Origin of the sequence: Pseudomonas sp. (assembly GCF_035554175.1) — a bacterium.
In the GTDB taxonomy this organism is placed as follows: Bacteria; Pseudomonadota; Gammaproteobacteria; order Pseudomonadales; family Pseudomonadaceae; genus Aquipseudomonas.
Map to the genome: position 1 here is coordinate 13,193 of NZ_DATMIV010000052.1, position 13,464 is coordinate 26,656.

Here is a 13,464-nt window from a genome sequence, read left to right on the forward strand (position 1 = left end):
AAACTGCGCAACCCACGATCTCTGCATCTGTGCCGCCACTCAGAGAGAACTCTGCATCCGACGCAAGCTGGAGTTTTTACAGTGATTACCGAAGACATAAAGATCGTTCAAGAGATCTTTCAGTTGGTCGAAGCCGGCATCGTCCATGGCTATGACGCGTTTCGTTATGGCGTGGAGTTGGGGGAGGGCTACATCGAGACGGAGCTATGCGTTGAGAAAGATGGCGTCGAGGACTGGAACGCTGAAACTGATATTAACGGGGCGATTATCCTTCGTTTGGTCGACCAGCTTCAGGAAAACGCAGTCAAGCGTGGCGAGCCATGGAAGTCATTCGTCCTCTCCTATCGAGAAGGCGAACAAGTCAAAACGAAATTCGAGTATTGATTTCGGACTTTCCGATCAAAAGATCGCAGCCTTCGGCAGCTCCTACACACAATCCGTAGGATCTGCCAGAGGCTGCGATCTTTTGCGTTCACTTCGGATAAAGCGGCGGCAACCCGCTTTCACTCACCGGATCCTGCACTCGTTCCGCTGCCGGTATCGTGCGAATCGCCCGCCACAAATCCTCACCCTGCCAGTGCTGCCCGGTCTCGCTGTACAGCGCGCCATTCAACCCGTCCAGCGCATCCGATAACGGCACAAACCGCGCCGCCATGTCTGCCAGTGTCTCCGGTTGTTGCCGCGCCCAGGCGTCCAGTGCCTGGCGGGTGGCGTGCGGGTCGTTGGCCTGGCTGGCGCGTTTGATGTCGTCGAGCAGGGTGCGTGGGCTCGGGCCGGTCTGGGCGGCGCGGTGGATTGCCGGTTGCCAGCGGGCGCGCCACCAGAGGCCGAAGCCGAGCAGGGTGGTGCAGGCGAGGATCAGGGTGCTGAGCTTCCACCACCATAGGGTGTCGTTGTCGGCTGCGCTGGGTTGCAGGGTGCCGGCCGGGGTGTCGATTTGCAGGCTCGGGTTGTTCGCGATTTGCAGAGTGCGTGCGGGCAGGCTGCTGTGTTCGAGGTGGTCTTCGAAGGTGTTCCACCAGACCACGTCGACGGTCGGCAGGTCGATCGCGCCGCTGCGGCTGGGCACCAGGGCTTCGCGTTCTTCGCGGCTGCCGATGATGCCGCGGTCGCTGCTCTGGTTGCTCAGTACCGGTTGGTCGGGGTAGCGGCGCAGGCCGTTGACGTCGGTGGCGGGCAGGGCCGGAAGTTGCGAACTGGCCAGGCCTTCGACTTTCAGGGTCAGGCTGCGGGTCAGGGAGTCGCCGACCTGGGTGTGATCCGGTTCCGGGCTCCAGCTTTCGCTGAGGCTGAGGCTGCGTGCCGGCAACCATGGTGCATCGACCGGGTAAGTCAGCGGTTTCGGTTTCACCGTCAGCGGAATCGAAGAAGAACTGACGCGCATCAATTTACCCGGCTTCGGCCCCGAGGCGTCCGGTGATGGCTGGGTATCGACCAGCGTGGCACTGAAAGTCTGCGGGGCGATGGTCAGCATGCCGCTGTGCTGCGGATAGATCGCGTAGCGCATCTCGATCACGCCGTGGCGCACGCCGTTGATGTCTTTCTCGTAAGTGCGGGTGTCGCCGAGCTGTTCGATACGCGCATCGGCGAGTTGCAACGGGCTCAGGCTGCTGTCGTCGTACAGCGACACCGAGTGGTAAATGCGCAGGGTCAGAATCGCTTGGGCCTGCACGTAGACACTGGTCTGATCGAGGCTGGCTTCGATGAACACCGGATCGAGGCTGTTGTTGTCTTCGCGGTTATCGCTGGCGATCACTTGCACGGTGATCGACTGGCTCTGCGCGTCGCCCAGTTGCAGCGGCGGAATCACCACGCTGCCGTTCTCTTTCGGCAGCAGGGTGATGATCCAGCGTGTGGTCGCGCGAGTGTCACCGTTGAGCGAATTGAGCTGGTTGACCTGCCGCGTGCCGCGCACTTCGAACAGCGATTCCAGCGCTGAAAGGTCAGGCTTGCCGAACTGCGTGACGTCGTCCGTTTCGAGGGTGAGCTCGACCGTCTCGCCGGAGTTCAGGCGACTGCGATCCACGCTGGCGGTCAGCTCGCCCGCTTGAGCGGTGGCCGTGCAGATCAGCAGGGGCAGCAAGAGAGCGGTGAAGCGGGTCATCGAATGTTTTCCTGATCTTGATCCTGATGTTGCTGCTGTTCGTACCAGAATTTGCGCCTGAGCAGTTCGCCCGGGTCGTCCGGGATCTTGCCCAGCCATTGCTCGAGTGCCTGACGCTGCTCGCCTTCGAGATTGTTCTCGCTCGGTCGCAGGGTCGGCACCGTGTCGGTTTCTTCTTCCTCGTTGCCGGCGGGTATTTCGTTGGGGCCTGGCAGCGGCGGGGCGGTTGGCGGCGGTTCGCTGGCGGACTCGGTCGGTTGCGCCTCGCTCCGGGTTTCGCTGCTCACCGCCGGAGGGGGCGCGGTGGTGGGCGAGGGTTCATCGCCGGGCAGACTTTGTTCGTTCGGCTGATTGTCCGGTTCGGTCGGCGGCGGGGCGTTTTTCTGCTTCAGCAGGTTTTCCACCAGCGTCTTGTTGGTCTGCGCCGGGCGCAGATCCGGTTGCAGTTCCAGCGCCTGTTCGTAGGCGTCGATCGCCGCTTCCAGCTCGCCGCTTTTCGCCAGGGCGTTGCCACGATTGTAGTGGGCGCGGGCATCGCCGCCCTCGGCGAAGCGCTGAGCGGCGCCACTGTAGTCGCCGGCCTCGTACAACGCCACACCTTGCCACTGGTGATCGTCGAAATGCTGCGCGGCCTCGGCCGGGCGTTTCTGCTTGAGCAGGTGCAAACCCTGCTGGTCGGGTCGCAGCCACAAGTCTTCGAAGTCGAAAGCGTAGCTCGGTTGCGGCAGGCACCACAGCAGCGGCAGGCAGAACAGCCAGCCGCGGCGCCCGGCACAGGCGGCGAGCAACAGCAGCGGCAAAAGCAGCCAGTAACCCTGATCAGCCCATGTGTCGAGGCGCACCGTCTGGCCGTCATCGCGCAGGCTGCGCGGGCCGTTGAGCAGACCAAGGGCGCCGAGATCGGCCTCGTCGAGACGCGCCGGGTGATACTCGCCGCCAACGCTGTCAAGGAAAGTCGCCAGGCCCGGGCTGTCGAGTTGCGGCACACGAATCGCGCCTTGCTCGTCCTTGAGGAAACTGCCGTCTTCCTGGGCAATCGGCGCACCTTCGGCGGTGCCGACGCCGAGCATCAGCAATTGCGTCGACTCACCACTGAGTGCGCGGCGGATACCCCGGCGTTCTTCTTCATTGAGCGACGAACCGATCAGCAAAATCCGTCCCTGACCGAGCGCACCTTGCTTGAGCAGCGCCAAGGCTTTGCTCACGGCCAGATCAGCGCGGTGGCCGCTTTGTGGCATCAGCGACGGCTTGAGGGCGTCGAGCAGATTGCGGCTGGTCGCCAGATCATCGGACAGCGGCACCAGCGTGTGTGCGCTGCCGGCATAAACGACGATGGCGGTCTGCGCATCGCTACGCGCCTGCAACAGGTCGAACAGCTTGCGCCGCGCCTGTTCGAGGCGTGTTGGCGGCGAATCGGTGGCGAGCATTTCCGCGGTCAATTCCAGCACCACCACCAGTGGATCGGCGGGTTTCTGGCTGGTCTGTTCGACACGTTCCCAGCTCGGCCCGAGCAAGGCCAGAATCGTCAGCAGCCAGGCCACGCCGAGGGCGATCCACGGCAGTCTGCTCTGACGACCGCTGCCGCCACTGAGCAGCGCAGCATGAAACGCAGGCGGCAGAATCATCTGCCAGCGACCGGCGCGTTTCTGTCGGTGCCAGAGTTGCCAGAGCAGCCAGCCGAGCAGCGGCAACAACAGCAGCCACCAAGGGCGGAACCAGTGCGGCCAGAGCGCGATCATCGGCGCCTCCGCAGACGCAGGCGTTGCAGGCGCTCACGCCAGTCAGGCAGCGGACTTTGCAAATACAGTTGCTTGGTAAACAGGCGTTGCAGTGGATTGTCCGGCCACAGTTCGCGGACGACCAGCAACAGACTCAACCACAGCGCCAAGGCCAGAGGCCAGTGATACAAGGCTTGCGCCGGGCGCGCCTGAGTCGGTTGCTGAGTCACCGGTTCGAGCTGATCGAGGGTGTCCTTGATCGCTTGCAGCTCCAAGCCGTCGTGGGCGCGGAAGTACTGGCCGCCGGTGACTTCGGCGATGGCCTTGAGCGCCGGCTCATCCAGATCGAGGCTCGGATTGACGCCGAGAAGGCCGGTCGAGCCGCTGTCCTCGGGGTTGGCGCCGATGCCGATCGGATAAATCCGCACGCCTTCGCTCGCCGCCAGTTTTGCAGCGGTCAGCGGATTGATTTCGCCGCCGTTGTTGGCGCCATCGGTCACCAGAATCAGCACGCGACTTTGCGCCGGCCGCAGGCGCAGGCGTTTCAAGGCCAGACCGATGGCATCGCCAATCGCGGTGTTTTTGCCAGCGATACCGATCCGCGCCTCGTCGAGCCACACCCGCACGGTGCGTCGATCAAAGGTCAGCGGCGCTTGCAGGTAGGCCTGACTGCCAAACAGGATCAGACCGACGCGGTCGCCGTCGCGGCTTTCGAGGAAGTCGCCGAGCAAATGCTGCACCAGCGACAGGCGACTGACTTCTTCGTCCTGCCACTGCATGTCGGGGAAATCCATCGAGCCGGACACGTCCACCGCCACCAGCAGATCACGGCCACTGGCGGCAATCGGCAGCGGATCGCCGAGCCATTGCGGACGGGCCGCAGCGATCAGCAGAATCAGCCACAACAGAATGAACGGCGCCTGCTGACGCCAGGCCGGCAAGTTGGCACGGGCACGGCGGCGGGCCAGGCCTTCGAGGTCGGCGAGGAAACTGACTTTCAGCGCCGGCTCGCCGCTGTCGGCCACCGGCAAGACCAGACGCATCAGCCACGGCAGCGGCAACAGCACGAAGATCCACGGCCAGGCGAACTCAAACATGTTTGCGAATCCACGTCTCGACCGCCTGAGTCAGGCCGGCGATGGCTTTGTCGTCGAGTTTGCATTCCGGTTTGTAGGCGCCTTCGACCAGCACCATCCAGCGCGTCAGGCCGGCGGCGGGGCAACGGTTATCGAGGAAAGCCAGCCATTTACGCCCGTTGAGCGTGTGGCTCTGGCTGTAGGGATAGTGGTTGCGGCACAAGCGCTTGAGCAGGCCGTTGAGTTGCTGCAGCCAGGCGCCGGCCGGCGCGCCGTCGTAGGGTTTGGGCATCTGCGCCAGTTCGGCGAGGGCGGCGACGCGCACCGGATCCAGTGGTTGTTCGGCGCGCACTACCGGGCGTTTCTTCATTGGAATGAACCGCCGCAGCTTCCACACGGCAAAGCCCAGCAGCGGCAACAACAGAAGCAGCAGCCACCAGCCCGGCGCCGGTGGCCAGAAGGCAATCGGCGGTGGCGAAATCAGCGGTTGCAGTTGCTCGAGGCCGTTCATCGACCTTTCCCCGGACGCTGCGGGTTCAAGAACTCGCGCATCTGCTCGACCATCTCGCTCTGCGTGCTCAACGGCATCAGCAGCACCCGCAGTTTCTGCGCGAGCAACTCCCAGCGAGCGATGCGCGCTTCGGCCTGGGCGCGATAAGTCTGGCGCAGGTCGAAGTTCAGCGTGTCGATTTCCAGCTGCGCGCCACGCTCGGCGAAGCGCAGCAGGCCGGCGGCGGGCAGGGCGTGATCGAGCGGATCGGACAGCGGCAACATCAGCAGATCGCAATGCCGCGCCAGCAGGCTCAGTTGCTGCTCGGCGCTGTCGGACAGCGCGCGCTCGTCGCAAATGACAATCGCCAGACTGCCCGGTCGCAGCACTTCCCGCGCCCGGCGCAGCGCTACGCCGAAGGCATCGCGATCCGGCTCACGCTCGCTGTGCAGCGACTGGTTCACCTTCACCAAGCGGTTGAGTAACTGCAACAGACTTTGTTTGCTGCGGCGCGGCTTGATTTCGTAGTGCTCGTTGTCGCCGAACACCAGCCCGCCGACGCGGTCGTTGTGTCCGAGCGCGGCCCAGCCAATCAACGCCGCGACCTGCGCCGCCAGCACCGACTTGAACATCAGCCCCGAGCCAAAAAACAGCCGAGTGCTCTGCTCGACCATGATGAAAATCGGCCGCTCGCGTTCTTCATGGAACAGCTTGGTGTGCGGTTCCTGGGTGCGCGCGGTGACGCGCCAGTCGATGGTGCGCACATCGTCGCCGGCCTGATAGACCCGCACCTGATCGAAATCGACGCCCCGGCCACGGAATTTCGAGTGATGCAGGCCGATCAGCGGGCTGCGCTGACTCGGCGTGGAAAACAGCTGCACCTCGCGCACGCGGTGACGCATTTCGATCAGCTCGGCGAGGCTGATGCGGATACCGGGTGCGGAGGGCAGGGCGGCGTTCATGGGGGTCAAGCGACGGCGACGACGTCGAGAATCCGTTGCACGACGCGATCCTGATCGATGCCGGCGGCTTCGGCTTCAAACGACAGAATGATGCGATGGCGCAGCACGTCGAACAGCACGGCCTGGATGTCTTCGGGGCTGACGAAATCGCGACCGGCCAGCCAGGCATGAGCGCGGGCGCAACGATCAAGGGCAATCGAGCCACGTGGACTGGCGCCGTAGGCGATCCACTCGGCCATTTCCGGATCGAACTTGGCCGGGTTGCGCGTGGCCATGACCAATTGCACCAGGTATTCCTCCACGGCGTCGGCCATGTACAACCCGAGGATTTCCTTGCGCGCGGCGAAAATCGCCTGCTGGCTGACCCGGCGCTCGGGTTTGGTCTCACCGTTCAGCGCCTCGCCACGGGCCTGCTGGAGGATGCGCCGTTCGACGGCGGCGTCTGGGAAGCCGATCTTGACGTGCATGAGGAAACGGTCGAGCTGAGCTTCAGGCAACGGATAGGTGCCTTCCTGTTCGATCGGGTTCTGCGTGGCCATCACCAGAAACAGCGGCGACAGCTCATACGTGCTGCGCCCGACGCTGACCTGACGCTCGGCCATCGCTTCGAGCAAGGCCGATTGCACCTTGGCCGGCGCCCGGTTGATTTCGTCCGCCAACACCAGGTTGTGGAAAATCGGCCCCTGCTGGAACACGAAACTGCCGGTTTCCGGGCGATAGATCTCGGTGCCGGTGATGTCGGCCGGCAGCAGGTCAGGGGTGAACTGGATGCGATGGAACTGGGCTTCGATGCCCTCGGCGAGTTCTTTGATCGCTTTGGTCTTGGCCAGACCCGGCGCGCCCTCGACCAGCATGTGGCCGTCGGCAAGCAGGGCGATGAGCAACCGCTCGATGAGTTTTTCCTGGCCGAGAATCTGCGTTGAAAGAAAGGTTCGCAGCGCCAGCAGCGCTTCACGATGTTCCATCGGTGACTGTTCCTGGAAAGGGGCTGGCCCGAGGCGTCTGGATAACGCCGGGGCTGGGGGCGTTACTTTAATCCATCGCGGGGGGCGGCGACTAACGGGATTTTGTGCAAAAGAGCAAAAGATCGCCGCTTTGGACAGATCCAGAATTGGAATGCAATCCCCTGTAGGAGCTGCCGAAGGCTGCGATCTTTTGATCTTCCGTCAGCAGGAAATTTATCGGGTGCTGGTTCCGGCCTCTTCGCGAGCAGGCTCGCTCCCACATTTGGTATCCGTACACCAAATCCTGTGGGAGCGAGCCTGCTCGCGAAAGGGCCAGACCGGTCAGCATCAAACCTCGCTGATAAAGGTCCCGGTGCCATCGAGAATGTTCTTCAAGGTCTCGACAACCTCATCCATATCCACCATGTCCGGGTTGAAGCTGATCTCCAGCACATCATCGCCATTCAGCGCATCGGCATCCGCTGCGGCAATTTCGATCTTCAACAGATTCGCAGTCAGCGTGGCTTTCACACCATCGAGCGTCGAGGGCTCGCCATCCAGCGTGATCTCCAGCTCATCCTCATCCGGATAACGGCTCATCAGGAACATCTCGCCCTTGTCGCTGTGGCAGCAGAGCATGGCCATGTTGTCTTCTTCGTCGTCGCACGGGTTGACGATCAGTAGGGCGGTGGTCATTTGCATGGTCAATTCCTGCCTCAAAGGGCGTGTCGGTCGCTAATCGGCGCGATTCTGCCAGCCCTCGGGAATTTCTGCATGTGAGAGTGTCAGAGAATGTGTCGTGAACGCGACGTGGATCAATGGTCATTCCTTGCACGCATGTACCGTAAAAACGGGCATTCAGATCGGCGTATTCCACCACGACTGCTAGTGTTTACAGGTGCCAAGCCCTCGGTTTACGTGCCAATGACCGAATATGTCGCAGCACCGCAAGCAGACACATTGTCGCACCCATTAAGCTGCGCAACGGATGAGCACCCGTAAAGGCATTGTCGGCGCCGCTGGCAGTCGCTTTTGCAGATGCTCATTCATGGAAGGTGAATGTGACCTGAGTGTCCCGTCCAGCTTCACCCACCTGTCTCCCTGTGTCCTCTGCCCGAGAATCAGGAACAGGGCGACACCGGCCCCGAAAGGGGTGTTGCACGCGACGCTTTCCATCAATAACAAGCTTAAGCGGAGTACCACAGATGGCGTTCTTCACCGCAGCCAGCAAAGCCGACTTCCAGCACCAACTGCAAGCGGCACTGGCGCAGCACATCAGTGAACAGGCACTGCCACAAGTGGCGCTGTTCGCTGAACAATTCTTCGGCATCATTTCCCTGGACGAGCTGACTCAACGTCGCCTCTCCGACCTCGCTGGCTGTACGCTCTCTGCGTGGCGCCTGCTTGAGCGCTTCGATCACGCGCAACCGCAAGTGCGTGTCTACAACCCTGATTACGAACGCCACGGCTGGCAGTCGACCCACACCGCGGTCGAAGTCCTGCATCACGACCTGCCATTCCTGGTCGATTCGGTACGTACCGAGCTGAACCGTCGCGGCTACAGCATTCACACCCTGCAGACCACCGTGCTCAGCGTGCGTCGTGGCAGCAAGGGCGAATTGCTGGAAATCCTGCCCAAAGGCAGCACCGGCGAAGGCGTGCTGCACGAATCGCTGATGTACCTGGAAATCGACCGTTGCGCCAACGCGGCCGAGTTGAATGTGCTGAGCAAAGAGCTGGAACAGGTGCTCGGTGAAGTACGCGTCGCCGTCGCCGATTTCGAGCCGATGAAGGCCAAGGTGCAGGAGATCCTCACCCGCCTCGACAACAGCGCCTATCCCGTCGATGCCGACGAAAAGAACGAAGTCAAAAGCTTCCTGGAATGGCTGGTGGGCAACCACTTCACCTTCCTCGGCTACGAAGAGTTCGTGGTCACCGATCAGGCCGATGGCGGCCACATCGAGTACGACCAGAGCTCCTTCCTCGGCCTGACCAAACTGCTGCGCACCGGCCTGACCTACGAAGACCTGCGCATCGAAGACTACGCCGTCGCCTACCTGCGCGAACCGACCCTGCTGTCGTTCGCCAAGGCTGCGCACCCTAGTCGTGTGCACCGTCCGGCTTACCCGGACTACGTGTCGATCCGTGAGATCGACGCCGACGGCAAAGTCATCAAGGAACACCGTTTCATGGGCCTGTACACCTCTTCGGTGTATGGCGAGAGCGTGCGGGTCATCCCGTTCATCCGCCGCAAGGTCGAGGAAATCGAGCGCCGCTCCGGCTTCCAGTCCAAGGCTCACCTGGGCAAGGAGCTGGCGCAGGTTCTCGAAGTGCTGCCGCGTGACGACCTGTTCCAGACCCCGGTCGACGAGCTGTTCACCACCGTGATGTCGATCGTGCAGATCCAGGAACGCAACAAGATTCGCGTATTCCTGCGCAAAGATCCGTACGGCCGTTTCTGCTACTGCCTGGCTTACGTGCCGCGCGACATCTATTCCACCGAAGTCCGTCAGAAGATCCAGCAAGTGCTGATGGAACGCCTCAAGGCTTCCGACTGCGAATTCTGGACGTTCTTCTCCGAGTCCGTGCTGGCCCGCGTGCAGTTGATCCTGCGCGTCGATCCGAAAAACCGTCTCGACATCGACCCGGTGCTGCTGGAAAAAGAAGTGGTTCAGGCCTGCCGCAGCTGGCAGGACGACTACGCGGCACTGACCGTCGAAAGCTTCGGCGAAGCCCACGGCACCAACGTGCTGGCCGACTTCCCGAAAGGCTTCCCGGCCGGCTACCGCGAGCGTTTCGCGGCGCATTCGGCCGTGGTCGACATGCAGCACCTGCTGAGCCTCAACGAAAAAAATCCGTTGGTCATGAGCTTCTATCAGCCGCTTGGCCAGGTCTCCGGCCAGCGCGAGCTGCATTGCAAGCTGTATCACGCCGACACGCCGCTGGCACTGTCCGACGTGCTGCCGATTCTGGAAAACCTCGGCCTGCGTGTACTCGGTGAATTCCCGTATCGCCTGCGTCACACCAACGGCCGCGAGTTCTGGATTCATGACTTCGCCTTCACCGCCGCTGAAGGTCTGGATCTCGACATCCAGCAACTCAACGACACCCTGCAGGACGCGTTCGTCCACATCGTGCGTGGCGATGCCGAGAACGATGCGTTCAACCGTCTGGTGCTGACCGCCGGTCTGCCATGGCGCGACGTTGCGCTGCTGCGGGCCTACGCCCGTTACCTGAAGCAGATTCGTCTGGGCTTCGATCTGGGTTACATCGCCAGCACCCTGAACAACCACACCGACATCGCTCGCGAATTGACCCGGTTGTTCAAGACCCGATTCTATCTGGCGCGCAAACTCAGCGAAGACGATCTGGAAGACAAGCAACTGCGTCTGGAACAAGCGATTCTGACCGCGCTGGACGATGTCCAGGTGCTCAACGAAGACCGCATCCTGCGTCGTTACCTCGACCTGATCAAAGCCACCCTGCGTACCAACTTCTACCAGACTGACGCCAACGGCCAGAACAAGTCGTACTTCAGCTTCAAGTTCAACCCGCATGCGATTCCCGAGCTGCCGAAGCCGGTACCGAAGTTCGAAATCTTCGTCTACTCGCCACGCGTCGAAGGCGTGCACCTGCGCTTCGGTAACGTCGCTCGTGGTGGTCTGCGCTGGTCCGATCGTGAAGAAGACTTCCGCACCGAAGTGCTGGGCCTGGTAAAAGCCCAGCAAGTGAAGAACTCGGTCATCGTGCCGGTGGGTGCAAAGGGCGGCTTCCTGCCGCGTCGCCTGCCACTGGGCGGCAGCCGGGACGAGATCGCGGCCGAGGGCATCGCCTGCTACCGCATCTTCATTTCCGGCCTGCTCGACATCACCGACAATCTGAAAGACGGCGCGCTGGTGCCGCCGGTCAACGTCGTGCGTCATGACGACGATGACCCGTACCTCGTGGTTGCGGCGGACAAAGGCACTGCGACCTTCTCCGACATCGCCAACGGCATCGCCATCGACTACGGCTTCTGGCTGGGTGACGCGTTCGCGTCCGGTGGTTCGGCCGGTTACGACCACAAGAAAATGGGCATTACCGCCAAAGGCGCGTGGGTCGGTGTTCAGCGCCACTTCCGCGAGCGCGGCATCAATGTTCAGGAAGACAGCATCACCGTGGTCGGCATCGGCGACATGGCCGGCGACGTGTTCGGTAACGGCCTGTTGATGTCTGACAAGCTGCAACTGGTGGCCGCGTTCAACCACATGCACATCTTCATCGATCCGAACCCGAACCCGGCGACCAGCTTCGTCGAGCGTCAGCGTCTGTTCGACCTGCCGCGTTCGGCCTGGACCGACTACGACACCAGCATCATGTCCGAAGGTGGCGGGATCTTCTCGCGCAGCGCGAAGAGCATCGCGATTTCGCCGCAGATGAAAGAGCGCTTCGACATCCAGGCCGACAAGCTGACCCCGACCGAACTGCTCAATGCCTTGCTCAAGGCACCGGTGGATCTGTTGTGGAACGGCGGTATCGGCACCTACGTCAAGGCCAGCACTGAAAGCCACGCCGATGTCGGCGACAAGGCCAACGATGCATTGCGCGTGAACGGCAACGAACTGCGCTGCAAAGTCGTGGGCGAGGGCGGTAACCTCGGTATGACCCAATTGGGTCGTGTGGAATTCGGTCTCAATGGCGGCGGTTCCAACACCGACTTCATCGACAACGCCGGTGGTGTGGACTGCTCCGACCACGAAGTGAACATCAAGATCCTGCTCAACGAAGTGGTGCAGGCCGGCGACATGACCGACAAGCAACGTAATCAGTTGCTGGCGAGCATGACCGACGAAGTCGGTGGTCTGGTGCTGGGCAACAACTACAAGCAGACTCAGGCCCTGTCCCTGGCGGCCCGTCGTGCTTACGCACGGATCGCTGAATACAAGCGTCTGATGAGCGATCTGGAAGGCCGTGGCAAGCTCGACCGTGCCATCGAGTTCCTGCCGACCGAAGAGCAACTGACCGAGCGCGTCGCTGAGGGCCATGGCCTGACCCGTCCTGAACTGTCGGTGCTGATTTCCTACAGCAAGATCGACCTCAAGGAGCAGCTGCTGGGCTCGCTGGTGCCGGACGATGACTACCTGACTCGCGACATGGAAACGGCGTTCCCGCCGACCCTGGTCAGCAAGTTCTCCGAAGCCATGCGTCGCCACCGCCTCAAGCGCGAGATCGTCAGCACCCAGATCGCCAACGATCTGGTCAACCACATGGGCATTACCTTCGTACAACGACTCAAAGAGTCGACCGGCATGAGCCCGGCGAACGTTGCCGGCGCTTATGTGATCGTGCGTGACATCTTCCACCTCCCGCACTGGTTCCGTCAGATCGAAGCGCTGGACTACCAGGTCAGCGCTGACGTGCAACTGGAGCTGATGGACGAGCTGATGCGTCTGGGCCGTCGCGCTACGCGCTGGTTCCTGCGTGCCCGCCGCAACGAGCAGAACGCTGCCCGTGATGTCGCGCATTTCGGTCCGCACCTCAAAGAGCTGGGTCTGAAACTGGACGAGCTGCTCAGCGGCGAAATCCGCGAGAACTGGCAGACGCGCTATCAGGCTTATGTCGAAGCCGGTGTGCCGGAATTGCTGGCGCGTATGGTTGCCGGTACTTCGCACCTGTACACGCTGCTGCCGATCATCGAAGCGGCGGACGTCACCGGGCAGAACCCGGCGGAAGTGGCCAAGGCGTACTTCGCCGTGGGCTCTGCGCTGGACATCACCTGGTACCTGCAACAGATCAGCGCGCTGCCGGTGGAAAACAACTGGCAGGCTCTGGCCCGTGAAGCGTTCCGTGATGACGTCGACTGGCAGCAACGGGCGATCACTATCTCCGTCCTGCAACAGGGCGACGGCTCCCAGGACGTGGAAGCACGCCTGGCGCTGTGGATGGCCCAGCACGAAAGCATGATCGAGCGCTGGCGCGCCATGCTGGTGGAAATCCGCGCAGCAAGCGGCACGGACTACGCCATGTACGCGGTGGCCAACCGTGAACTGCTGGATCTGGCGTTGAGCGGGCAAGCGATCGTGCCTGCTGCTACTGCGACTGCCGAGCTTGAACTGGCGTAAGTAGTGGTTGAATGAAAAAGCCCCTGCATTGTGAGATGCAGGGGCTTTTTTATGCTTGGGGGTTTTGTG

9 protein-coding genes are annotated in these 13,464 nt (G+C 62.0%); 2 read left to right on the forward strand and 7 right to left on the reverse strand.

The window, feature by feature from the left end; translation table 11 throughout:
- Positions 1-81 precede the first annotated feature (81 nt).
- Complete coding sequence (locus VNV36_RS23180; RefSeq protein ID WP_325720955.1) at positions 82-384, forward strand: hypothetical protein; 303 nt, start codon at positions 82-84, stop codon at positions 382-384.
- A gap of 88 nt (positions 385-472) precedes the next feature.
- Here VNV36_RS23180 and VNV36_RS23185 read toward each other — a convergent pair whose 3' ends face one another.
- From VNV36_RS23185 to VNV36_RS23215, 7 genes are all read right to left on the reverse strand, one after another.
- A complete protein-coding gene (locus tag VNV36_RS23185; protein WP_325720957.1) occupies positions 473-2,104 on the reverse strand; it encodes a BatD family protein in 1,632 nt (543 codons plus the stop codon).
- Positions 2,101-3,843, reverse strand: a complete 1,743-nt coding sequence (locus VNV36_RS23190; RefSeq protein ID WP_325720959.1) for a vWA domain-containing protein — start codon at positions 3,841-3,843, stop codon at positions 2,101-2,103. The genes VNV36_RS23185 and VNV36_RS23190 overlap by 4 nt, the downstream gene beginning before the upstream one ends.
- A complete protein-coding gene (locus VNV36_RS23195; RefSeq protein WP_325720961.1) occupies positions 3,840-4,919 on the reverse strand; it encodes a vWA domain-containing protein in 1,080 nt (359 codons plus the stop codon). The genes VNV36_RS23190 and VNV36_RS23195 overlap by 4 nt, the downstream gene beginning before the upstream one ends.
- Positions 4,912-5,409 (reverse strand): DUF4381 domain-containing protein, encoded by a 498-nt coding sequence (locus tag VNV36_RS23200; RefSeq protein WP_325720963.1) that lies wholly within the window; start codon positions 5,407-5,409, stop codon positions 4,912-4,914. The genes VNV36_RS23195 and VNV36_RS23200 overlap by 8 nt, the downstream gene beginning before the upstream one ends.
- Positions 5,406-6,350 (reverse strand): DUF58 domain-containing protein, encoded by a 945-nt coding sequence (locus tag VNV36_RS23205; protein WP_325720965.1) that lies wholly within the window; start codon positions 6,348-6,350, stop codon positions 5,406-5,408. Before VNV36_RS23205 ends, VNV36_RS23200 begins: the two co-directional genes overlap by 4 nt.
- Positions 6,351-6,355: 5 nt before the next feature.
- Positions 6,356-7,315: an AAA family ATPase gene (locus tag VNV36_RS23210; RefSeq protein WP_007913915.1), complete on the reverse strand. Its 960-nt coding sequence runs from the start codon at positions 7,313-7,315 to the stop codon at positions 6,356-6,358.
- A 327-nt stretch (positions 7,316-7,642) separates the two neighbouring features.
- Positions 7,643-7,996 (reverse strand): hypothetical protein, encoded by a 354-nt coding sequence (locus tag VNV36_RS23215; protein ID WP_325720977.1) that lies wholly within the window; start codon positions 7,994-7,996, stop codon positions 7,643-7,645.
- Positions 7,997-8,499: 503 nt separating this feature from the next.
- On the opposite strand from VNV36_RS23215, the gene VNV36_RS23220 reads away from it, so the two are divergent.
- Positions 8,500-13,395, forward strand: a complete 4,896-nt coding sequence (locus tag VNV36_RS23220; protein WP_325720979.1) for an NAD-glutamate dehydrogenase — start codon at positions 8,500-8,502, stop codon at positions 13,393-13,395.
- Positions 13,396-13,464: the final 69 nt, after the last annotated feature.

Bases quoted from the DNA above. Each gene is read 5' to 3' on its own strand.
- VNV36_RS23210 (WP_007913915.1), bottom strand. From the start codon at position 7,315: ATGGAACATCGTGAAGCGCTGCTGGCGCTGCGAACCTTTCTTTCAACG.
- VNV36_RS23200 (WP_325720963.1), bottom strand. From the start codon at position 5,409: ATGAACGGCCTCGAGCAACTGCAACCGCTGATTTCGCCACCGCCGATT.
- VNV36_RS23195 (WP_325720961.1), bottom strand. From the start codon at position 4,919: ATGTTTGAGTTCGCCTGGCCGTGGATCTTCGTGCTGTTGCCGCTGCCG.
- VNV36_RS23185 (WP_325720957.1), bottom strand. From the start codon at position 2,104: ATGACCCGCTTCACCGCTCTCTTGCTGCCCCTGCTGATCTGCACGGCC.
- VNV36_RS23205 (WP_325720965.1), bottom strand. From the start codon at position 6,350: ATGAACGCCGCCCTGCCCTCCGCACCCGGTATCCGCATCAGCCTCGCC.
- VNV36_RS23190 (WP_325720959.1), bottom strand. From the start codon at position 3,843: ATGATCGCGCTCTGGCCGCACTGGTTCCGCCCTTGGTGGCTGCTGTTG.
- VNV36_RS23215 (WP_325720977.1), bottom strand. From the start codon at position 7,996: ATGCAAATGACCACCGCCCTACTGATCGTCAACCCGTGCGACGACGAA.
- VNV36_RS23220 (WP_325720979.1), top strand. From the start codon at position 8,500: ATGGCGTTCTTCACCGCAGCCAGCAAAGCCGACTTCCAGCACCAACTG.